This window comes from Kitasatospora sp. NPDC048296, assembly GCF_043201815.1.
GTDB lineage: Bacteria > Actinomycetota > Actinomycetes > Streptomycetales > Streptomycetaceae > Kitasatospora.
Window position 1 is genome coordinate 105029 of sequence record NZ_JBICZB010000008.1, and the last position, 22608, is coordinate 127636.

A 22608-nucleotide genomic window follows, 5' to 3' on the forward strand; every position below is an offset into this window, starting at 1 on the left:
GGCTCATCGTCACAGGTCCACGCGCAGTGTGGCGGGTGTGACGCGTGCGGACCGCGCTGTCCGACGCGACCAGCATAGGTCTCGGGGCGGTCGCTGTCCGAGAGGTGGCCGGATGGCGGACAGGCCCGCCGAGAAGCCCCTGTGGTCTGGACCACTTGAGCGGTCCGCGAGGTGTGCCGGATCATCTCGCTGGGGAAGGGAGGGGGTTGCGGTTTAGGCTGTCACGCATGAGCAAGTCGCCTGGGGAGCGCGCGCCGGTCCGGTCGTTCTGGTGGTGGAAGCGGCCGCGCAGCGCCTTCCTGGACATCGGGCTGGCGCTGCTGGCCGCGCTGGAGTGCTCGGCCAGCACGATCGCCTTCCTGGGTGCCCGGGTGAGTTTGTCGGGCACGGGCACGGCCGCGGTCGCGGTGCTCGGCACGCTGGCGGGCGGCTCGCTGGTGCTGCGCCGGCGGTGGCCGGCCGTACCGGTGCTGGTGACCCTGCTGGTGCTGCCCGGGATGCTCGGGGTGCTGCTGCTGGTGGTGTCCCTCTACACGCTGGCGGAGACCTGGGAGTGGCCCTCGCGGCGCTGGCGGGTGGTGGCGCTGTCGGTGCTCGCCTTCGCCGAGGCGGTCGCGGTGATGATGGTGTCGATGCTGACGCCGGGCGACTCGACGGTGGAGCAGCCGGCGCTCTGGGTCCAGGTGCTGATAGCGGTGCTGGTGGCGGTCGGGCTGACCGTCCCCCCGGTGGTCACCGGACTGTACGTGGGGGCGCGGCGGCGGCTGATCGAGTCGCTCAAGGACCGCGCGCACGGCCTGGAGACCGAACTGGACCTGCTCGCCGAGCAGGCGCAGGAACGCGCCCGCCGGGCCCGGCTGGAGGAGCGCACCCGGATCGCCCGGGAGATGCACGACGTGGTGGCGCACCGGGTGTCGCTGATGGTGGTGCACGCCGGGGCGCTGGAGCGGATCGCCGTCAAGGACCCGGAGAAGGCCGCGCAGAGCGCCAAGTTGATGGGCGAGGTGGGCCGGCAGGCGCTGAACGAGCTGCGCGAGATCCTCGGCGTGCTGCGGATGGACGACGAGCGGCAGCCGGAGCCGGACTCGCTGGCCGGGCTGCCCCGGCTGGTCGACCAGTCCCGGGCGGCCGGGATGGCGGTGACCCTGACGGTCAGCGGCAGTCGGCAGGAGTTCACCGGCGAGGCCGAGCAGACCGCGTACCGGGTCGTCCAGGAGGGGCTGACCAACGCGCACAAGCACGCGGGCGGGGCACAGGTGTCCGTGCTGCTCGCGTACGCGCCGAACGGGGTGCGGGTGAGCGTGGTGAACGCCTGTCCCGGCGGTGAGCGGGGTGCGGCGCAGCTGCCCAGCGGCGGCAACGGGCTGGTCGGGATGCGGGAGCGGGTGGTCGCGCTGGGCGGTACCTTCTCGTCCGGGCCGGAGGCGGACGGCGGGTTCCGGGTCGAGGCGGTGCTGCCGTCCCGGCTGGCGGTCCGGACGGACCGGCTGGGCTAGGGCGGACCGCTCGGGCCGGGGCGGACCGCTCGGGCTAGGAGTACTCCTCCGCGGTGCGCAGCCGTTCCGGGGCGGTGCCCAGGACCAGGGCGCTGATCGCCTGGTCGATGCCGTGGCCGAGGAACCACTCGCCGGTGTGGTCCAGGCTGTAGACCCGGCCCTCCTCGTCGACGGCCAGCAGCGCCTGCCCGTACGCCTCCTCGCCGAGCGGGGCGAGCCGGGTGCCCAGCGCCCGGCCGAGGTCGAACAGGGTGCGCGGCTGGTGCAGTCCGCACAGCGGGTCGATCAGGAACGGGGTGCGGGCCAGCTGGCGGCCCGGGCCGGACAGGTCGAAGGCGAGGGCGCCGAACTCGGCCCAGGCCTCGACCGCGGCAGGGAACACCGCGTGCTGGACGCCGTCGGACCCGCCGTACCCCGCCAGGGTGTCGGCCCACTCCTCGGCCTGCCGGATCTGCCAGCGGCCGGGGTGCCAGCCGGCCGCCTTGAGCTCGGCGGCGACGTCGGCGGGGAAGCGCGGGCGGGTCCGCCCGAGGCCAGCCGGGGACGCAGTGGTCGCGGACAGGGTGGCCGGGGCCGGAGGCGGGGGCGGGCTGGGCGGATTCAGGGCGGACTCCGTGGCTCGGGGACAGGGAACGTACGAAGGGCGGCGGCCGGCGCGCGGCCGGTCAGCGCGCGGGCGGTCCGACGGCGACGCTCTGCACCGTGAAGTGCTCCAGCATCGGCGCGCAGGAGCGGCACGGCGGGGCGTGCGTACCGTGTGCCGGGTCGCCCTCCTCGCGGATCCGGACGGTCGTCATCCGGGCGCCCTTGAGCGCCTTGCGGGCCTCGTGCAGGCTCATCGGCTTGCGGGCCGCGCGCTTGGAGCGCCTGCCGTCGACCGTGGTCAGGTACTGGGAGAGCAGGACGGCCTCCGGGCAGCGGCCGGTGAACCGCTCGCGGGCCTCGACCGGCAGGGTGTCCAGGAAATCGCCGACCAGCGGGTGCAGGACCGGGCGCCGCTCGTCCTTGTCGCCCGCCAGGGTGTGCACCTCGCCGCCCTTGAGCGACAGCGCGGCGGCGACGGCGGGCAGCAGGCTGTCGCGGTGGTGGCGCAGCACGGGCGGGCCCGCCGGCTCACCGGTGGTCATGCGGTGTCCTCCTCCTCGTTCCCGGCGGTCCGGTCCCTGTTGGTTCCTGTTTGGTCCGGAGCAAGCCTGTCATTTGACACCGACAAGCGCACAACCGGGGTGCGGGCACGGCCGAACGCCCGTACGGCCGTTGGCGGATCGGCCCGGGCGCCCGTCGGCATCCTGGCCCGACCCCGACCGGATCCGCACACCGTCGTCACGACTTGTCCGCTGATTTACCGAAACCGCCCCGGATCGCCGCCGCGGTCGCTACGGTTCCGGCAGCGAGCCGAAGGGGGGTGCGCCCCGGCCGCCGGTTCGGTCAACTCTCGCCGATGGAGGAACCGTTGCGGGTGGCCGACGGCCGTCCGGCGGTGAACTCGCTGACACCGTAGGGATGATCGGAGGGCGCGGCGCGCGGGAGAAGTGCCGACACGAGCGGTCCGGCCTCAACTCCCGGCCGGACGCCCCGCAGACCGACGTCCGGCCGGCCACCGGGATCGACGCCGGGTGCACCCCTGCCCCCGGTCCGCCCACGGCCGCCACACCCCACGCGGACCCGTCGGACGGGGGTGGCGGAGGTCCTGGGCCGGGCGCCGGATGCGGGGGTTCGGCCGGCCGGGTGACCCAATAGGCTGGTGCCCAGCAAGCGCACCGAGAATTTGCAGCAGCCAGTGGGGGCTCCCAGATGACGACAGGTCGGCCCGGCGTCGCCGCCGCACCGAACGCGGCGTACGCAGGTCAGGTGGTGCAGTTCCCGGATCCGGTCCGCGCGGAGCGGCACCCGGCCGGGGTCCAGGTGGACGAGTCCGGCTACCCGGACTTCGGTCCGTACGCCGCCGCGGCGGCCGAGGTCGCCGACCCGCCGGAGGGCTTCGGCGTGGACGAACTGCGGCTGACCGACTACGTCTCGGCCAACGCCGCGCTGTTCACCCAGGGCCACCCGCTCTGGGCCGACCTGGAGACCGCGGTGGCCACCCCGCCCGGCTGGACCTGGCACCACGCGGTCGGCCGGGCCGCCCCCGGCTGGCGGCGGATGGAGCTCGTCCCGGTCGAGGTCAAGGCCCTGCTGCGGCACCACGGCGGCCTGGCCACCTCGCCCGCCGACCACTCCCGCCGGGGCACCCGTCCGCTGCAGGAGCGCCGGCCCGTCCACTTCTCGCTGGCCAAGGACGGCGGCGACCCGATCGGCGTCCCCGAGGACCTGGTGCAGCGCGCCGAGGAGCGCCTCGGCTACCGGCTGCCCAGCGCCTACCGCACCTTCCTCAAGCTGGGCGGCGGCCGCGGCCCGGTCGGGGTGGCGCTGGACACCGAGCTCGGCATGCTGCTCGACCAGCCGTTCCTGACCCTCAGCGAGGAGTACGGCGTCGAGGACGTCGTGTACGCCAACAAGTGCCTGCGCGACCACCTCACCAAGGACTACCTGGGCATCGCCTACGTGCAGGGCGGCATCGTCGCGCTCAAGGTGCGCGGCGACCGGATCGGCTCGGTCTGGTTCCACCTGTACGACGACGCCCGCGACACCGGCGCCTCGGAGGCCCCCGAGGACCGCTGCGCCCGGCTGCTGCTGCCCTGCGGGGACGACTTCGACGCCTTCCTGCTGCGGCTGGCCGGCAGTCCGCCGGAGCTGGAGACGGTCGCGGAGCTGATGGTGGACGGCGGGTTCGCCCGCGCCGTCCCGGTGGGCTGACGCGCGTGGGCGCCGGGGTGCAGGTGGAACGGGGGACGAAGAGGATGCGGACAGGGGTGAACCGGGCGTGGTGACGTACGCGCAGGCGCAGGAGCTCGCCGAGGAGTGGATCAACGGCGGCGTGCCGCACTCGCAGCAGCGCGAGGTGCGGGTCCGGGAGTTCGACCTGGGCTTCGTCTGCTGGGCGGTCGCGCCCGCGGACGCGGTCGCCGGTCCGGACGCTGGCGCGGCCGGTGCGGACCAGGCCGGCTCGGGTGAGGCGCGGCTGGTGATCGCCCGGGACTCGGGTGCCAGCACGCTGTGGCCGGCGCTGCCGGTCAACGAGGTGGTCCGGCAGTACGAGGAGATCTACGGGCGGCCGGTCGCGGCCAACCCGGCCGGGGCGGCGAAGCCCGCACCGGGGCCGGTGGAGGCCACCTCCTTCCTGCTCAGCCCGCCGCAGTGGCTGCAGGAGGCGGGGGCCGCGGCGATCGCGGCGGAGGCGGAGAAGCTGGGCGGCGCGGCCGCTCCGGTCCCGGCAGCGGCCGTCGCACCGCCTGCCGCTCCGGTTGCCGCCGAGGAGCCGCCGGTGCTGGCGCCGCCCGCACCCTTGCCGGTGCCGCCCGCGCCCGCCGTGCTGACCGAACCGCCGGTCTCCGACCGGCCCGCCGGGGACGCGCCGACCATGCTCGCCCCGCCGCCCGGCGACGAGCCGGCCTTCGTGCCGCAGCCCCCGGCCGCCGCGCCCGTGCCGCCGCCGGTCGCGCCGGTCGCGCCGGTGGTGCCGAACGCTCCGCTCGGCGCCGAGGCGGCGACCGTCCTGATGTCCGAGGGCCTGCGCACCTCCGGCTCGGACCTGCCCGACACGCCCGCCCCGGCCGGGGCCGAGGCCGCGACCATGCTGATGCCCCCGGGCAGCGGTGGCTACGGCATGCCTCCGGTCCCGCCGTCCGCTGCCCAGCCCCCGGCCGCGCCGCCCGCCGCCCCGCCGGCCCCGGTGGTGCCCGCCGCGGTGGCCGAGCCGGCGCCGACGCTGCTCGCGCCGCCGGACGCCATGCCCGGACTGATGGGCCTGCCCGGTGCCCCGGCTGCCCCGCCCGCGGGCGGCGCCCCGGTGGAGCAGGCGCCCACCATGCTCGCCACGCCCGGCACCCCGGCTGCCCCGCCTGCGGGCGGTGCTCCGGTGGAGCAGGCGCCCACCATGCTGGCCTCGCCCGGCGGGCTGGCCGGCCTGCCCGGCGGCCCCGGCACGCCCACCGCTCCGCCCGCCGGTGCGGCGGCGCAGGGCGGGCTCGGCCGTGCCCCGGGCTCGGCCCCGCCGCCGCCCCCGCCGGCCGCGCTGCGCGGCGGGCCGGCCGGCGGTCCACCCGGGGCCTCCGGGTCGGGCGGGCTGGGCCGTGGCCAGGCTTCCGCCCCGCCGCCGCCCCCGCCCGCCGCGCTGCGGCACACCCCGGGCTCCGGCACGCCCGGCGGCACGCCGGGTGGCCGGGCGGCCGGTTCCACCCCGCCGCCCCCGCCCCCGGCGGGCCTGCGCGGCGGTGACGCTCCGGCCCCGACCTCGGCCCCGACCCCGCAGAGCGCGCCCGCCGCGCCCGCCGCCGGGATCGCGTACGAGGCGACCCAGCTGGCCAGCGCGATCGACCCGGCGCTGCTCGGGGGTCCGGCGGACCCGGGCACCCCGCCGTCCGGTGGCCCCGCCGTCCCGCCGCCGCCCGGCGGTCCGGCCGCCCCGGCCGCGGGCGCGGCCGGGTACGGCTACCCGAACGCGGGCGCCGCGCCCGGGGTCGTCCCGCCGACCCCGGTCACCGGCCCGCCGCAGGGCGCGCCCGTACCGCCCGGGGTCCCCGCGGTCGGCCCGGGCTACTTCGCCGCGCTCAGCTACCGCGGCCCGGACGGCTCGGAGCAGAAGCTGCTGCACCGCAGCGAGCCCGGCACCCCGCACCCGGAGTGGAAGATCCTGCAGGACCTGCGCCGGCTGAACGTGCCCCCGGAGCAGGTGCTGGAGCTCTACACCGAGCTGGAGTCCTGTGATCTGCCCGGTGGCTACTGCAACCGCATGATCGCCGCTTCCTGGCCGAACGTGCGGCTCACCCACACCGCCCCGTACGGCCGCGACCACGCCTCCCGGCAGGCCGGGATGGCCGAGTTGCTCGATCACCTGGACGAGCTGCACCAGCTGGCCTCCGGCGCCCAGCGGGTCCGGCCGTTCCGGGTACCGCTGCCCGCGCCGGGGACGGTCCAGCCGCTGCCCCCGGCGCCGCCGCAGCAGCTCGCCCAGGAGGTCGGCCAGGCCTTCGGGCAGAACCTGTTCCGCTACGAGCAGCGCGCGGTCTCCCGCCAGGGCGTGCCGGAGCCGGTGTCGCAGAGCCTGATGTGGGCCGGGCTGCCGCGCGACTTCGGGCCGTTCTTCTGGGCCCAGGCGCAGGAGGGCCGGCCGATCCCGACCCTCGCCGAGCTGGCCGCCGAGCGCGGCCTGCCGGCGGCCCCGGACTTCGGCGGCTACCTGGTGCTCGGCAACGACTACGGCCGCCAGCTGTGCGTCCAGTACGGCACCGCGAACGTGGTCGCCGTGGACATCGACGGAACCGGCCAGCCGCCGCGCTTCGTCAACAGTGGTGTACCGGAGTTCGTCCGCGCGCTGGCCCTGCTGGGCCGGATGTGGCGGCTGCGGTACGGGCTGACGCCCGAGCAGGCCGGTCGCTGGACGACCGACTTCCAGGCGCAGCTCGCCGCGATCGACCCGGCGGCCCTGCAGAACGCCGACACTTGGTGGGCCGTGCTGCTGGAGCAGTTCTGGGACGGTCTGCTGTAGCGGACCGTCGTGGATCCTCGCAGGTGGGGAGGGGTCGTTCCGGTGTCCGGGACGACCCCTCCGGCATGCCGCGGCAGCCCTGCCTCGTTGGGGTTTCGTCCGGATCTGCGCAAAATAGGTCAAGAGGATGGGTCCATCCGTCCGGTCCTCAACGTATTCCGGTCCGCACGACGACCGAATCCGGCCCCGGCTTCCGAACCGGTTCCGGATCCGGCCGTTCCGTCCGATCATGGGCTCCGCAGCCCGCGAAACGAGGGGAAGAGCCCATGAGCGACGCCGTCCCCCAGTACGGCTTCACCCAGGCCCGGCGCGGTTACGCGCCCGAGCAGGTCGGCCGGGCGCTCGTCGCCCTGACCGCCCAGCGCGACGAGGCGTGGGAGCGGCTGAGTGTCCTGGGTGCCGGGATCCGGCAGATGGAGACCCGGCTGGCGGAGGTCCGCCGCGCCGCAGACGAGGCCCCGGAGCCTGACTACCAGGTGCTCAGCGAGCAGGCCGCAGGACTGGCCGAGATGGCGCGGAACGAGGCCCGCGCCGTGAAGGAGAAGGCCGAGCGCTTCGCCGAGGACCTGCGCGACGAGGTCTACGAGGCCGGGCAGGCGCTCGACAAGGCGGCCAAGGAGTACTCCGCCACCACCCGCACGGAGGCCGACGCGGCCGCCCGCCGCACCGAGGAGCGCACCCGCGCCGAGGCCGAGGGCATCCGGGCCGAGGCCGACCGGGAGAGCCGCTCCGCCCGGGACAGCGCCACCGCCTACGCCGCCAAGGTCCGGGTGGCCGCCGCCGAGACCAGCGAGCACGCCGAGGCCGAGCTGGCCGCCAAGCGCCGCAAGGCCGACGAGACCTTCGCCGAGGCCCAGGCCAAGGCCGACACCGAGGACGCCGAGGTCTCCGAGACCGCCGAGCGCCGGGTCAAGGAGGCCGAGCAGTACCGGGAGACCGTGCTCAACCAGATCAAGCAGCTGGAGACCGACGCCCAGGCCAAGGCCGACCAGCTGATCGAGCAGGCCCGCCGGGACGCCGAGAAGACCAACGCGGAGAGCGAGCGCGAGCAGCGGGCGTTCGACACCCGGCTGGAGACGGTCCAGAAGCACCTGGACCACATCAAGGCGACGCTGGCCTCGCTCACGGGCGCGGCGGTCGGGCAGATCGAGCCGCTGGAGGAGGCGGTCGAGGACGGCGACCCGGCGGACGAGGTGGCGGATGCGGTGCCGGTGGACTCGGAGGCGGACACCGGGGAGGTGCCGCTGCCGAACCTGCGGAAGGCCTCGGTGATGGCCCCCGCCCCCGCTCCCGCCCCCGCCTCCGCCTCCGCCCCCGCTCCCGCCTCCGCCCCCGCTCCCGCCCCCGCCTCCGCCTCCGCCCCCGCTCCCGTGCCGGCTCCGGCGCAGGCCCCGGAGAAGTCGACGGCGGTGCTGCGGCAGCCGGTGGTCGGCGGGCCCGCCGCCGGTGCCAGGGCCGACGCGGCCAAGGCGGAGGGGACCGGGGCCGATGCCGCCGGACCGGTGGTGACCGGCCCGGTCGTCCCGGCCGCGGTGCCGCCGAAGCCGGCCGCGTCGCCCGAGGCGGTGGCCGACCGGGACGGCGCGCAGGGCGGCGAGGGCGCCGGGGAGTCCGAGGACGAGACCCGGATCGTCCCGAAGATCATCATCGTGGACGACGGCAGCGGCTACGAGGCCCCCAACACAGTGGCCTACCGCCGTCGCTGACCCGCAATCCGTGCCCTCACCCGTGATCTGCCGGGTGGGTCGGGCGTCCTGGGCCCCGACCGTCTCCTTGCGGGCGGTCGGGGCCTCCGCGTCACGGTCGATCAGCCGGCGCCGGTAGCGGTCCTTCGAGCGGCTCCCGCGGTGGCGGTCCGGCCCTCGCCGACCGGGCGGGTGTTTACGTCCGGGCCGACCTGCGGGCGGACCGGGCGGTGAACGGGTGGACGAAGCGCCGCTGCCGAGACCCGTGGCGCCCTCCAGGAAAGGGCGCCACGGTTCCCGGCGCTTTGGCGGGCGCCCCCACCCAGGGCCGCCCGGCCTCGCACCTCCGACCCCCATCGGGGGTGCGACAGTGCCGCCACAGCCATCCCCCACGGTTGGGTGCGGCGGGCACATTCACCATGGTGCGCGATCTCCATGGACGGCCAGTGACCGGAATATGTCCAGTTCGTGGCGGATGGCGGAGCCCGGATGTGGAGCGGCGCCCGGCTGGTTCGTCCACCGGTCGTCCGGTGTTCCGTCCAGTGGTTCGTCTGCGGTCGTGTCCCTGACAGCTGTGGGGCCGTGGCCACCGGTTCGTCCCCGCCCGGCCCCGCCGGGGTCGTACACCGCGTGCCCGTCCGTGCCGCGGCGTAGGCTGGAGACCCCCGGCCGCTCGGCGCGCCGGGCCGTTCGCGTTGCCCCGGCGGGCCTTCGCCGCCCGGAGGCAGCACCAGCCACGGGACGAAGAAGAGACCCCAGATGAGCCTGACCGGACTGCTCGATGTCGTGGCGCGCGACGCGGCGCTCGCCGAGGCGATCGACGCGGCCACCGCCACCGGAGCCGCGGCCGGCGGCCGCCGCCACCTGGACCTGGTCGGACCGCCCGCCGCCCGGCCGTTCGCCATCGCCGCGCTGGCCCGCGCGCTGGCCGGGCAGGCCGCCGGCGACCGGGGCCGCCCGGTGCTCGCCGTCACCGCGACCGGCCGGGAGGCCGAGGACCTGGCCGCCTCGCTGCGCTCGCTGCTGCCCGCCGACGCCGTCGCCGAGTACCCGGCCTGGGAGACCCTGCCGCACGAGCGGCTGTCGCCCCGTTCGGACACCGTCGGCCGCCGGTTGGCCGTGCTGCGCCGGATCGTGCACCCGCGGGCGGACGACCCGGCGGCCGGGCCGGTGCAGGTGATCGTCGCCCCGGTCCGCTCGGTGCTGCAGCCGCAGGTCAAGGGGCTGGCCGAGCTGGAGCCGGTGGCCGTCCGGCGCGGTGAGTCGCACGACCTGGAGGAGGTGGCCCGCCGGCTCGCCGCGGCCGCCTACGCGCGGGTCGAACTGGTCGAGAAGCGCGGCGAGTTCGCCGTCCGTGGCGGCATCCTGGACGTCTTCCCGCCGACCGAGGAGCACCCGCTGCGGGTGGAGTTCTGGGGCGACGAGGTCGAGGAGATCCGCTACTTCAAGGTCGCCGACCAGCGCTCGCTGGAGATCGCCGAGCACGGCCTGTGGGCGCCGCCCTGCCGCGAGCTGCTGCTGACCGACGAGGTGCGGGCGCGGGCCGCCGAACTGTCCGCCGCACACCCCGGGTTGGCCGAGATCCTGGACAAGATCGCCGAGGGTATCGCGGTCGAGGGCATGGAGTCGCTGGCGCCGGTGCTGGTGGACGACATGGAGCTGCTGCTCGACGTGCTGCCGCTCGGCTCGGTCGCGGTGGTCTGCGACCCGGAGCGGGTCCGCACCCGGGCCGGCGACCTGGTGGCGACCAGCCAGGAGTTCCTGCACGCCTCCTGGGTCGCGGCGGCGGCGGGCGGGGACCGGCCGATCGACCTGGAGGCCATCGACGTCTCCGCCGCCTCGCTGCGCTCGCTCGCCGAGGTGCGCGAGCACGCCGACGAGATCGGGCTGCCCTGGTGGTCCGTCAGCCCGTTCGCGACCAGCGAGTCCTCCGTCGACGGCATCCTGGAGTTCGATGCCAACACGCTGACCCTCGGCATGCGCGCCGTCGAGGCCTACCGGGGTGACACCGCCCGGGCGATCGCCGACGCCAAGGAGCGGCTGGCCGCCGACTGGCGGGTCGTCATGGTGACGGAGGGCCACGGGCCCGCCTCCCGGCTCGCGGAGGTGCTGGGCAACGAGGGCATCCCGGCCCGGCTGGTCGCCGACCTCGCCGAGGCGCCCACCCGGGACGTCGTCTACGTCTCCTGCGGCTCGATCGAGCACGGCTTCGTGGACGAGAACCTGAAGCTCACCGTCGTCACCGAGACCGACCTGTCCGGCCAGAAGTCCTCCACCAAGGACATGCGCCGGATGCCGTCCCGGCGCCGCAACGCGATCGACCCGCTGGCACTGGTGGCCGGCGACTACGTCGTCCACGAGGCGCACGGCGTCGGCCGGTACGTCGAGATGGTGCAGCGCACCGTCCAGGGCGCCACCCGCGAGTACCTGGTGCTGGAGTACGCCCCCGCCAAGCGCGGCCACCCCGGCGACCGGCTGTTCGTGCCGACCGACCAGCTGGACCAGGTCACCAAGTACGTCGGCGGCGAGGCCCCGACGCTGCACCGGCTCGGCGGCGCGGACTGGGCGAAGACCAAGCAGCGGGCCAAGAAGGCGGTCAAGGAGATCGCCGCCGACCTGATCAAGCTGTACTCGGCGCGGATGGCCGCGCCCGGGCACGCCTTCGGGTCGGACACCCCGTGGCAGCGCGAGCTGGAGGACGCCTTCCCGTACGCGGAGACGCCGGACCAGCTGACCACCATCGCCGAGGTCAAGTCGGACATGGAGAAGTCCGTCCCGATGGACCGGCTGATCTGCGGTGACGTCGGCTACGGCAAGACCGAGATCGCGGTGCGGGCCGCGTTCAAGGCGGTGCAGGACGGCAAGCAGGTGGCGGTGCTGGTGCCGACCACCCTGCTGGTGCAGCAGCACTTCTCCACCTTCGCCGAGCGGTACGCCAACTTCCCGGTCAGCGTGAAGGCGCTCTCCCGCTTCCAGACCGACAGCGAGGCCAAGGCGGTCCTGGAGGGGCTGTTCGAGGGCTCGGTGGACGTCGTCATCGGCACCCACCGGCTGTTCTCCTCCGAGACCAGGTTCAAGGACCTCGGCCTGGTCATCGTCGACGAGGAGCAGCGCTTCGGCGTCGAGCACAAGGAGCAGCTGAAGAAGCTGCGCGCCAACGTGGACGTGCTCACCATGTCCGCGACCCCGATCCCGCGCACCCTGGAGATGGCGGTCACCGGCATCCGCGAGATGTCCACCATCACCACCCCGCCGGAAGAGCGGCACCCGGTGCTGACCTTCGTCGGGCCGTACGACGAGAAGCAGATCTCGGCCGCGATCCGGCGTGAACTCCTGCGCGAGGGCCAGGTGTTCTACATCCACAACCGGGTGGAGTCGATCGACAAGGCCGCCGCCCGGCTGAAGGACCTGGTGCCCGAGGCGCGGATCGCCACCGCGCACGGACAGATGGGGGAGACCCAGCTGGAGAAGGTCGTCGTCGACTTCTGGGAGAAGGAGTTCGACGTCCTGGTGTCGACCACGATCGTGGAGTCCGGCATCGACATCTCCAACGCCAACACCCTGATCGTCGAGCGCGGCGACACCTTCGGCCTCTCCCAGCTGCACCAGCTGCGCGGCCGGGTCGGGCGCGGTCGCGAGCGCGGCTACGCGTACATGCTGTACCCGCCGGAGAAGCCGCTCACCGAGACCGCGCACGAGCGGCTGGCCACCATCGCCCAGCACACCGAGATGGGCGCCGGCATGTACGTCGCGATGAAGGACCTGGAGATCCGCGGCGCGGGCAACCTGCTCGGTGGCGAGCAGTCCGGGCACATCGCGGGGGTCGGCTTCGACCTCTACATGCGGATGGTCGGCGAGGCGGTGGCCGAGTTCCGCGAGTCGCTGGCGAACGGCGGCGAGCCGGAGGAGGAGCCGCTGGAGGTGAAGATCGAGCTGCCGGTCGACGCCCACGTGCCGCACGACTACGCGCCCGGCGAGCGGCTGCGACTGCAGGCCTACCGCTCGATCGCGGCGGTCAACTCGGAGTCGGACATCCAGCAGGTCCGGGACGAACTCGTGGACCGCTACGGCAAGCTGCCCGAGCCGGTGGAGAACCTGCTGCTGGTCGCGGCGCTGCGGCTGTACGCCCGGCGGTGCGGGATCTCGGACATCACCCTGCAGGGCTCGAACATCCGCTTCGGGCCGGTGGAGCTGCGGGAGTCCCAGGAGCTGCGGCTGAACCGGCTCTACCCGCGCAGCCAGGTCAAGGCGGCGGCCCGGCAGCTGCTGGTGCCCCGGCCGAGCACCGGTCGGATCGGCGGCAAGCCGCTGGTCGGGCGGGAACTGCTGGGCTGGTGCACGGAGTTCCTGTCGGCCATGTTCGACGACCTGGCGGGGGCGAAGAAGTAGCACCGGCTGGTCGGTGGTTCACGGCGGTCTCGGGCTCTGCCCGGGGCCGCCGTTCCATCTGTCCGGGGCCTTGTCCGTCCGGGGTCCGTCCGTCCGGCGCGCGGTGGTGCGCGCTGTGAACGGAGGCGTCGGGCGTCAGCCGATCTTCCACTGGCCGATCTGGCTGGCGAAGCCGTTGTCCAGGGCGAACTGGACCTTGTCGAGCTTGGCGTCGTTCGGGACCTCGAAGGTGACGAAGCCCTTGCCGGTGTCACCGGGGGCGATGTTGGTGGGGGTCTGGAAGGCCGGGCCGGCCTTGGTCTCCGCGAGGCTCGCGCCGTAGGCCTGGCCCTGGGTGTCCACGACCTTGGCGCTGCTGAACGGGGCCTCGGAGTAGGCCTGGGCACCGGTGGCCTTGATCTGGAACTGCACCGCGACGTAGCGCTTGCCGTCGGCGGGCTTGAGGTACTCGTTGGCGCTCTCGGCCGGGTCGACCACCTTCACCGCGGTGACGTCGGCGGTGTTTCCGGTGTCGGTGCTCTTGAGCGCGATGGTGTCGGCGACCTTGGCGGGGGCCTTGGGGGTGTCGGCAGACTTGCCGGCCGCGCCGCCCGCGGCGGGCTGGGCGGAGCCGGGGGCGGCGGAGGTGGCCGCGGTCTGCTTCGCCTCGGTCGAGACGGAGGCGCCGCCGGTGGAGTTGCAGGCGGTCGCGGTGAGGGAGACCAGCGCGGCGCCGAGCAGCAGGGCGGCGGTGCGGCGGGTGCGGCGGGCGCTGGTGGTGCGGCGGGCGGTGGCGGACATGGCTGTTCTCCCGGTGGTCGACGGTGCTGGTGGCTGCCGCCCCTGCTCGGTGGCGACGGGGAAATCACACCACCGGCCGTGAACCGTGTCAATGGGGAATCACGAAAGAGCTCTGTTCACACGTGAACGGAGCCGGAGAGCGGTGTCGCTATGCTGTGCGGTCACAGCGCCGTGCCGCGCGGTCACCCCGATCGAAGGAGCCTCCCGTGCCGGACCGCCCCGAAGTGACCGCCGTCGAGATCGCCCGGCTGGCCGGCGTCGGCCGCGCCGCGGTCAGCAACTGGCGCCGCCGCCACCCCGACTTCCCCCGTCCGGTCGGCGGCACCGACACCAGTCCGACCTTCGCGCTCGACGAGGTCGAGTCCTGGTTGCGCGCCCAGGGCAAGATCGCCGAACTCCCGCTGCTGGAACGGGTCTGGCAGCTGATCGACACCCTGCGCGACCCGGCCGGCCACCCCGCCGCCCCGCTGGTCGACGCCGGCGCCGTGCTCCTGCTGCTGCACCGCGCCCCCGGGCGCTGGGCCGAACTCGCCGACCAGCCCGACACCCGGCTCGCCACCGCGCTGCCCCGCGTCGTCGCCGACACCGCCGTTCACACCTTCGGTCCGGACGGCCCGCGCGACCTGCGTCTGCCCAACCTGCTCGGGAGCACCCAGCTGGACCTCGCCCGGCTGCTCGCCGCCCTCGCGGCCGAGGCCGGTCCGGCGGGCGCGTACGAGCAACTGCTCACCCGCCACGCCGAGGCCAACACCCGTCAGCTCAGCCCGACCCCGCCGGAGGCCGCCGAGCTGCTCGCCGCCGTCGCCGGAGTCCCCGCCACCGTGCTGGACCCGGCCGTCGGCCTCGGCGCCGTCCTGCTCGCCCACCCGCCGACCACCGGCCGCTACGGCCAGGACGCCGACCCGGTCGCGGCCGCCCTCACCCGGCTCCGGCTCGCCCTGCACACCCCCGCCGACGAACCCGGCCCGCTCCCGCTCGACCTGCGCACCGGCGACGCCCTGCGTGCCGACGGCTACCCCGGGGACACCTTCGACGCGGTGCTCTGCCAGCCCCCGTACAACGAACGTGACTGGGGCCACGACGAGTTGCAGTTCGACACCCGCTGGCTCGGCGGCCTGGTCCCGCCGCGTGGCGAGTCCGAACTGGCCTGGGTGCTGCACTGCCTCGCCCACACCCGCCCCGGCGGCCTCGCCGCCCTGCTCCTCCCGCCGGCCGTCGCCGCCCGCCGGGCCGGCCGCCGTATCCGGGCCGAGCTGCTCCGCACCGGCGCCCTGCGCGCCGTCATCGCGCTGCCCGCCGGGGCCGCCCCGCCGTACGGCGTCCCGTTGCACCTCTGGGTGCTCCGCGCCCCCAAGCCGGGTGACGACTTCCGGCAGGTTCTGCTGGTCGACGCCGGGGCGGCGCCGGCCGGTCCGGCCCGGACCGCGGGCCCGGCGGCCGCGGAGGGCGGTCGGGACAAGGTGGACTGGCCCGAACTGCGCCGGGTCGTCCTGGACTCCTGGCGCGGGTTCGACCTCGCCGCCCGGGAGGGCCTGCCGGTTCCCGCCGACCGCCCTGGGGTCCACCGGACCATGGCCGCCATCGACCTGCTGGACGACGAGACCGACCTCTCCCCGGCCCGACACGTCCCGCCCGCCGTCCGACTCGGCGGGGCGGCCGAACTCTCGCACCTCGGTGTCCGGTTGGCCGAGCTGCTGGCCGGCCTGGCCGACCCGGTCGGGCTGCTCCCGCAGCCCGGTGCGGAACCAGCCGTCGGCGCGGTCCCGGCCGGCGTGGTCACCGTGGGCGAGCTGGTCCGCAGCGGCGCGCTGGAGGTGCACTCCTCCGGCACCGGCGCCGCCACCCGTCCGGCCGGCGCCGCCCCGGGCGGTACCCCCGTGATCACCGACCAGGACCTCGCCACCGGCGCCCCGCCCAGCGCCGTCCTCGCCGCCACGGACGCTGCCGGTACCGCCAGTACCGCCGGTACCGCCGGGGACATCCGCACCCGCCCGGGCGACGTCCTGGTCCCGGCGCTCGGTGGCGGCGCAGCCCGCGTCGTTCCCGCCGAGGGCCCGCTGGTCGGTGCCGCCCTCGGCCGCCAACTCCATCTGCTGCGGCCCGACCCCGCCGCGCTCGACCCGGAGTTCCTGGCCGGCCAGTTCCGCTCCACCGCCGGCACCCGGCGCGCCGCCAGCCACGCCACCACCACCGCCCGCCTCGACATCCGCCGTGTCGAACTGCCCCGCCTCCCGCTCCCCGCCCAGCGGCGCCTCGGCGCCGCCTTCGCCCGCCTCGCCGCCTTCGACACCGCCCTCACCCAGGCCGCCGCCCTCGGCCACACCCTGGCCCGGGCCGCGACGGACGCGCTGGCGACGGGTGTCCTGGCGCCGCCGGAGGACTGACGTCGGTTCAGTACCGGCCAGGCGTCGGCTCGGCATCGACCGGACCGAAGGACTCCGGGGCCGCCGGGCCGGGCGGTACGGTGTGCTGGGCTGTCCGTGTCACGGTCGGCGCCGGTTCCCTCCAGCTCAGGAGCACACATGTCAGGGCATCAACCCGGGCCGTACGGACCGACGCCCGGCGGCCCGCCGTACGGTCCGGCGCCGGTTCAGGGCGCGTTTCCGGGGTCAGTTCCGGGGGCCGCCCCGGCTGCCGGGCGGGCCCCGGTCCCGGGCCGGTTCGGGGTGACCCTCCGGGTGCTGTGCGCGCTCGCCCCGCTGCTGTCCTTCGGCCTGCTCGGCGCGGTCCCGGCGCTGCTGCTGGCGGTCCGGCGCAGGCGGGCGTACGACATCGTCGGCGCGGTGGTGTTCTGCGCGCTGCTGCTGACGCTCATCGTCTCCGCCGGGATCGCGGGCAGCCTCAAGGACCCGACCGCCGACGTCACCGGCGGGATCACCCTCGGCGTGCTGTGGTTCACGCCGACCGTGCACTTCCTGGCGATGGACAGCCGCGCGGTCTGGGAGGCCGGCCGTCCCGCGTCCAAGTACCCGACCTCGCCGACCGGTCCGTCGTACGGGACGCCGGCCGCTCCGCAGACCGCTCCGTTGTACGGGCCGCCGACCGTGTTGCCGGCCGCTCCGTCGTACGGGCCGCCGGTCGGCTCGCCGTACGCACCGCAGGCCGTCTCGCCGTACGCGGCCACCGTGCCCGGGTACGGCGCCCCGGCCGCGGCCCCCGCCCCGGCCGCGGTCCCGGCCCCCGCCCCGGCCGCCGAAACGGCCCACGACCTGCGTGAACTCGGCGAACTGTTGCGACGTCAGGCCAGCGAGGGCGGCTCGTGACCGGCACCAGGCTGATCGCCGGACGCTACCGGCTCACCGAGAAGATCGGCCACGGCGGCATGGGCCAGGTCTGGGCCGGGCAGGACGAACGGCTGCACCGCCCGGTCGCCGTCAAACTGCTCCGCCCCGAACACCTGCTGCCCGGCGGCTCCGGCAGCGGGTTCGGCACCGGCGCCACGAGCACCGAACGCCGCCGTCACGGCGACGAGTTGAGTCGCCGCTTCCTGCGCGAGTGCCGAGTGACGGCCGCGCTCGACCACCCCGGCCTGGTCACCGTCTTCGACGCGGGCGAGGACGAGGGCGAGCTCTACCTCGTCATGCAGCGCGTCCCCGGTGTCAGCCTCGCCGACCTCATCGCGGAGGACGCGCCCTTCCCGGTCGAGCGCGCGGTGGCCGTCGCGGCCCAGCTCTGCGGGGCACTGGCGGCCGTCCACGCCATCCCGGTGGTCCACCGCGACCTCAAGCCGAGCAACGTCATGGTCCGCACGGACGGCCGCACCGTCCTGCTCGACCTCGGCATCGCCACCGCCCTCGACACCGAGACCACCCGTCTCACCCTCACCGGCGTGCCCATCGGCAGCCCCGCCTACATGGCCCCCGAGCAGGCCCTCGCCGCCACCACCGACCCGCGCAGCGACCTCTACTCGCTGGGCTGCCTGCTGCACGAGATGCTCTCCGGCGAGGAGCCCTTCCGGGCGCCCACCGCCCTCGGCGTCCTGCGCCGACACGTCGACGAACCGCCCGTCCCGCTGCGCGAGTTGCGCCCTGAGGTGCCGCAGTCGCTGGAACGACTGGTCCTCGACCTCCTCGCCAAGCAGCCCGCCGACCGCCCCGCCGACGCCCAGACGGTGTACGCGCAGCTGCTCCCACTGCTGCCCCCGACTGAGGGCGCACTGCAGCCGCGCCTCACACCGCTGCCCGACCCCGCACGCCCCTTCCGCTACCCGCACCAGCCGCAGCCGCAGCCGTCGGCCGTGGCGGCCGCCGCCCCGGTGGTCCGCTCGGAGCCGAGGCCGTTCCTCGTACCTCCCGCCCCTTCGACACCTCCCGCCGTCCCCTCGGGCCCGGACCTCGGCGCGGAGTGCGCCCGCCTCTCCGACCTGGTCGACGCCGGACGCCACGCCGAGGTCCTCGGCCTCGCCGCCGGCCTGCTGCCCCGCGCCGAGGCCGACCTCGGCGAGAGCGCGCCCCTGGTCCGCACCATCCGCACCATCTACGCCCGCACCCTCCTCCACGAGGGCCACCCCCAGCAGGCCCTCCCCGAGTACCGCCGCCTCGCCGCCACCGCGGACGGTGGCCCGCACGGCCCCCAGGGCCTCGACCACCGTTACCGTGCCGCCCTCTGCCTCGACCGACTCGGCCACGGCCCTGAAGCCCTCGCCGAGTACCAGGTCCTGCTCGCCGCCCACACCGCCCGCCTCGAATCCGGCCTCGACACCGACCCCGAGCGCGCCTACGACCTCCGCGAACGCATCGGCCTCCACCTCGCCGCCACCGGCGACCCCCAGAACGCCTGGCACTGGCTCCTCCAAGTCCTCCTCGAACGCGAACGCCGCGACGGCCCCCACCACCCTTCCGTCCGCCGCCTCCGCCAATCCCTCACCACCCTTCAGCCCCACCACTCCACCCCCTGGCCCCCCACGCGCTGACCCCCGACCCGTTTCTGCGGCAGCGGGGAGTCGGTGGGCTCGGGTCCGAGCTCGCTCGTGGTGTTGGCTCCGGCTCCTTGCTCCTGGCAATCCGCCGCCCTCGCCTGCCGCTTGGTGTCAACCGTCTGCCGCTCGTGCAGGAGCGGGAGGTCGACCGGTTCGACGTCCTGTGCCAGTCGGTGGGTCCGGCCTGGCGGTCCGCCAGATCGGGGCCCGATCTTCCGTGGGTGCCGGAGGGCGGTGGGGCGGGTTGAGCGTGTGGTTCGGGAGCCGGGTTCGGGGGCGGGAAGTCACCGGGGGCGACGGGTCTGCCCGCGGCCCGGCCCTTCCGTCGAGGGGCGGGTAGGTTCGAGGTGTGACGACGAATGCTGTGCCGACGAACAGTGCGGGCGCGAAGTTGATCCTGCTGACCACCACCCACCGGGTGGCCCCCGGGTTGCTGGCGTGGCCGGCGTGGGAGGCGTTGCGGTCGGCCGGGCGGGTGCTGGTGGGGGACGAGGGGCATCCGCAGGTGGCCGCGGTGCGGCAGGCCGGGGTGGCGGTCGAGGTGGCGGCGGCGGAGTCGGCGCCGGCCCTGGCGCGGATGCTGACCGAGCAGCCGGCCGGGGCGGGGCCGACGGTGTGGCTGGGGAGCCCGGACGGGGATCCGGGGCTGACGGACGCGCTGGCGCGGCTGGCGGTGGAGCACGCCGGGGAGGTGCCGGAGATCGAGGTGCTGCCGGGTTCGTACGACCTGCCCGGTTCGCGGCTGCTGGACCTGGTGTCGGTGATGGACCGGCTGCGCTCGCCCGGGGGGTGCCCGTGGGACGCCGAGCAGACGCACGAGAGCCTGGTGAAGTACCTGGTCGAGGAGGCGTACGAGCTGGTCGAGGCGATCGAGGAGGGGGACCGGGACACGCTGCGCGAGGAACTGGGCGACGTGCTGCTCCAGGTGTTCTTCCACTCCCGGATCGCCGAGGAGCACCCGACCGGGCCGTTCACCATCGACGACGTGGCCGGGGACATCGTGGAGAAGCTGGTGTACCGCCACCCGCACGTGTTCGGGGACGTCGAGGCCGAGGGCGCCGCCGAGGTGGAGGCGAACTGGGAGCAGCTGAAGGCGGCGGAGAAGGCGGACCGGGAGTCGGTGCTGGACGGCGTGCCGGCTGGGCTGCCGGCGCTGGCGTACGCGGCGAAGCTGGTGTCCCGGGTGCGCCGGGCGGGGTTCGAGGGCGTGCCGGACGAGCCGTACGAGCTGCCGGCGGAGCTGACCGCGGAGTCGGCGGGCCGATTGCTGCTGGCGGTGGCGCAGCGGGCGCACGACGCCGGGGTGGACGTGGACGCGGCGCTGCGCTCGGCCGCGCGGGGCTACCGGGACGCGGTGCGCGCGGCCGAGGGGCTCAAGCCGGAGTAGCGGCTCAGGCCGCCGTGGCGGTGTGCCCGGTCGGGCGCCGCTGCGGCGGGACGAGCTCGCCGATGGCCTCGCCGACCAGGGCGAGGAGTTCGGCGAGGCGCTCCAGGTCGAGGTGGTCGGGCAGGTCGGCGAGGGAGACGATCCGCTCGCCGTTCGGGCCGGCGACGCAGAAGAGGTCGATCGGCCCGAGGTGCTTCTCGGCGGTGTCGACCAGGGCGGCGACGTCGCTGGGGCGGCGGATGTCAGCGCCGACGCCGACGACGGGGCAGCCCGGCCGGTCGAGTTCGGCGGCGAGGTCCTCGGCGACACCGACGTGGGTGTCGGCGATCAGCATCCCGGCGGCGCCGGCCGCGGTGAACCGGCGGGCGAGGCCGGCTCCCGAACCGCCGTCGAGTACCGCGATGACGACGACTGCCCCGCTGACCCGCATGGTCTGCTCCTCCCTGTGGGCGACACCGCACCGGCGCCCACGCATACTGCGGAGGATCGTAGGCACGACCTGACCCTCCGCAACAGGGATTACCCCGCAGGTGACCAGACTCACGCCTGCCACCTGTCCAAGAGCTGTCCAAGAGCTGTCCACGGACCGTCCACCGGCCGTCCACGGAGCGTTGGCGACCCGCTCGCGCGCCGTTCGCGACGTGTTGACGGTCGGGAACGGTCGGGACGCGCCCGACCCAGCGGCTACGGTCGACCCATGCCTGCTCAGTCCGACGCCGCCCAGCCCGCCCCGCAGCTCTTCACCTGGGAGTTCGCCGCCGACCCGTACCCGGCCTACGCCTGGCTGCGTGAGCACGCCCCGGTGCACCGCACCAGGCTGCCGAGCGGCGTGGAGGCCTGGCTGGTGACGCGGTACGCGGACGCCCGGCAGGCGCTGGCGGACAGCCGGCTGTCGAAGAACCCGGCGCACCACAGCGAGCAGGCGCACCGCACCGGCCGGGTGGGCATCCCGGGGGAGCGCCAGGCGGACCTGATGACCCACCTGCTGAACATCGACCCGCCGGACCACACCCGGCTGCGCCGGCTGGTGTCCAAGGCGTTCACGCCGCGCCGGGTGGCCGAGTTCGAGCCGCGGGTGCAGCAGCTCACCGACCGGCTGATCGACGGCTTCGCGCAGCGCGGCTCGGCGGACCTGATCCACGAGTTCGCCTTCCCGCTCCCCATCTACGCGATCTGCGACATGCTGGGCGTGCCGGCCGAGGACCAGGACGACTTCCGTGACTGGGCCGGGATGATGATCCGACATGGTGGGGGCCAACGCGGCGGCGTGGGGCGGGCGGTGAAGCGGATGCGGGCGTACCTGCTGGAGCTGATCCACCGCAAGCGGGCCGATCTCGGTGACGACCTGATCTCCGGCCTGATCAGGGCCAGTGACCACGGCGAGCACCTGACCGAGAACGAGGCGGCCGCGATGGCCTTCATCCTGCTGTTCGCCGGTTTCGAGACGACCGTCAACCTGATCGGCAACGGGACGTACGCGCTGCTGCGCAACCCGGGGCAGCGGGCGCTGCTGCAGGAGTCGGTGGTGCGCGGGGAGACCGCGCTGCTGGAGACCGGGATCGAGGAACTCCTGCGCTACGACGGGCCGGTGGAGCTGGCGACCTGGCGGTTCGCGACCAGGCCGCTGACCATCGGCGGGGTGGACATCCCGGTGGGCGATCCGGTGCTGGTGGTACTGGCGGCGGCGGACCGCGACCCGGACCGGTTCGCGGACGAGAACACCCTCGACCTGGCCCGAACCGACAATCCCCACCTGGGGTTCGGGCACGGCATCCACTACTGCATCGGCGCCCCGCTGGCCCGGCTCGAAGGACGTGTCGCGCTGGCCACGCTGCTTTCCCGGCTTCCCGATCTGCGACTGGCTGAAACTCCGGAGAATCTCCGCTGGCGGGGTGGCCTGATCATGCGTGGATTGCGCGAACTTCCGGTCGAATTCAGTCCCGAGATCCGGTCTCCACATGCCCTTCCTGAGGCTCCGACACGCTGACTGGGCGTCGTTGACACCCTCCTGATGACGGTGTGAACGCCCATCAATCCGGACAAACAGGTGCAGTTGGTAGGCGATTGATCACGTGCCGTAATTCCGGTGTGATGTCGACGATATGAGCTTGTGATCGGTCTGAGGATCTGTCTAGTCTCCCTGGAGTTCGCAGCTGCGGACCTCGTGCGCGGAACGCCGAATCCTGCCCGCCGCGCCACGGGAAACCGACCAGACCCTTGGGCAGGGGCGGGGGAACCAGGTTTGTTGCCGTCCTCCACGGCTTGGGGTGAAGCCGCCCGAGCGGAACGTTTCCGCGCACGGCGGCCGGGCCACCTCCCGGTCCGAACCCGACAGCTCACCTCGCAGGCGTGCGGAGAGGGACCCT

The 22608-nt window shown here is 74.9% G+C and carries 14 protein-coding genes and 1 riboswitch; of the genes, 10 read left to right on the forward strand and 4 right to left on the reverse strand.

The features are described 5' to 3' along the window. Positions 1–227: 227 nt before the first annotated feature. The gene (locus ACGF12_RS08335) at positions 228–1496 is read left to right on the forward strand and encodes a sensor histidine kinase (protein WP_393027180.1); all 1269 of its coding nucleotides are present in this window, start codon (positions 228–230) and stop codon (positions 1494–1496) included. A gap of 34 nt (positions 1497–1530) precedes the next feature. Here the strand turns inward: ACGF12_RS08335 and ACGF12_RS08340 are convergent, their stop codons facing one another. Both ACGF12_RS08340 and ACGF12_RS08345 read right to left on the reverse strand, forming a co-directional pair. Beyond that, entirely contained in the window at positions 1531–2058 is a 528-nt protein-coding gene (locus tag ACGF12_RS08340) for an SUKH-3 domain-containing protein (RefSeq protein ID WP_393027252.1), read from the reverse strand. 103 nt (positions 2059–2161) lie between these two features. Beyond that, on the reverse strand, positions 2162–2623 hold the full coding sequence (locus ACGF12_RS08345) for a YwqJ-related putative deaminase (RefSeq protein WP_393027182.1): 462 nt from the start codon (positions 2621–2623) through the stop codon (positions 2162–2164). Between the two features lie 667 nt (positions 2624–3290). Between ACGF12_RS08345 and ACGF12_RS08350 the strand changes: the two genes are divergently transcribed. From ACGF12_RS08350 to mfd, 4 genes are all read left to right on the forward strand, one after another. Further along, positions 3291–4292, forward strand: coding sequence for an SMI1/KNR4 family protein (locus ACGF12_RS08350; protein WP_393027184.1), 1002 nt, complete (start codon positions 3291–3293; stop codon positions 4290–4292). A 67-nt stretch (positions 4293–4359) separates the two neighbouring features. Further along, positions 4360–7083, forward strand: coding sequence for an SUKH-4 family immunity protein (locus ACGF12_RS08355; protein WP_393027186.1), 2724 nt, complete (start codon positions 4360–4362; stop codon positions 7081–7083). 266 nt (positions 7084–7349) lie between these two features. Next, positions 7350–8789: a hypothetical protein gene (locus ACGF12_RS08360; protein WP_393027188.1), complete on the forward strand. Its 1440-nt coding sequence runs from the start codon at positions 7350–7352 to the stop codon at positions 8787–8789. 738 nt (positions 8790–9527) lie between these two features. Beyond that, positions 9528–13157, forward strand: a complete 3630-nt coding sequence (mfd, locus tag ACGF12_RS08365; RefSeq protein WP_393027190.1) for a transcription-repair coupling factor — start codon at positions 9528–9530, stop codon at positions 13155–13157. A 135-nt stretch (positions 13158–13292) separates the two neighbouring features. Here the strand turns inward: mfd and ACGF12_RS08370 are convergent, their stop codons facing one another. Then, a complete protein-coding gene (locus tag ACGF12_RS08370) occupies positions 13293–13937 on the reverse strand; it encodes a DUF4352 domain-containing protein (protein ID WP_393027192.1) in 645 nt (214 codons plus the stop codon). 206 nt (positions 13938–14143) lie between these two features. Between ACGF12_RS08370 and ACGF12_RS08375 the strand changes: the two genes are divergently transcribed. The 4 genes from ACGF12_RS08375 to ACGF12_RS08390 all read left to right on the forward strand — a co-directional run bounded on the left by ACGF12_RS08375 (position 14144) and on the right by ACGF12_RS08390 (position 20242). After that, a complete protein-coding gene (locus ACGF12_RS08375) occupies positions 14144–16321 on the forward strand; it encodes an N-6 DNA methylase (RefSeq protein ID WP_393027194.1) in 2178 nt (725 codons plus the stop codon). A gap of 282 nt (positions 16322–16603) precedes the next feature. Beyond that, on the forward strand, positions 16604–17200 hold the full coding sequence (locus tag ACGF12_RS08380) for a hypothetical protein (RefSeq protein ID WP_393027196.1): 597 nt from the start codon (positions 16604–16606) through the stop codon (positions 17198–17200). Next, positions 17197–18849, forward strand: a complete 1653-nt coding sequence (locus ACGF12_RS08385) for a protein kinase (protein WP_393027198.1) — start codon at positions 17197–17199, stop codon at positions 18847–18849. The genes ACGF12_RS08380 and ACGF12_RS08385 overlap by 4 nt, the downstream gene beginning before the upstream one ends. A 355-nt stretch (positions 18850–19204) precedes the next feature. Continuing rightward, complete coding sequence (locus tag ACGF12_RS08390; RefSeq protein WP_393027200.1) at positions 19205–20242, forward strand: MazG family protein; 1038 nt, start codon at positions 19205–19207, stop codon at positions 20240–20242. Positions 20243–20246: 4 nt separating this feature from the next. Here the strand turns inward: ACGF12_RS08390 and ACGF12_RS08395 are convergent, their stop codons facing one another. Further along, entirely contained in the window at positions 20247–20672 is a 426-nt protein-coding gene (locus tag ACGF12_RS08395; protein WP_393027202.1) for an SDR family NAD(P)-dependent oxidoreductase, read from the reverse strand. Positions 20673–20939: 267 nt separating this feature from the next. On the opposite strand from ACGF12_RS08395, the gene ACGF12_RS08400 reads away from it, so the two are divergent. After that, a complete protein-coding gene (locus ACGF12_RS08400) occupies positions 20940–22229 on the forward strand; it encodes a cytochrome P450 (RefSeq protein ID WP_393027204.1) in 1290 nt (429 codons plus the stop codon). Positions 22230–22439: 210 nt separating this feature from the next. Then, positions 22440–22606, forward strand: a riboswitch (cyclic di-AMP (ydaO/yuaA leader). Positions 22607–22608: the final 2 nt, after the last annotated feature.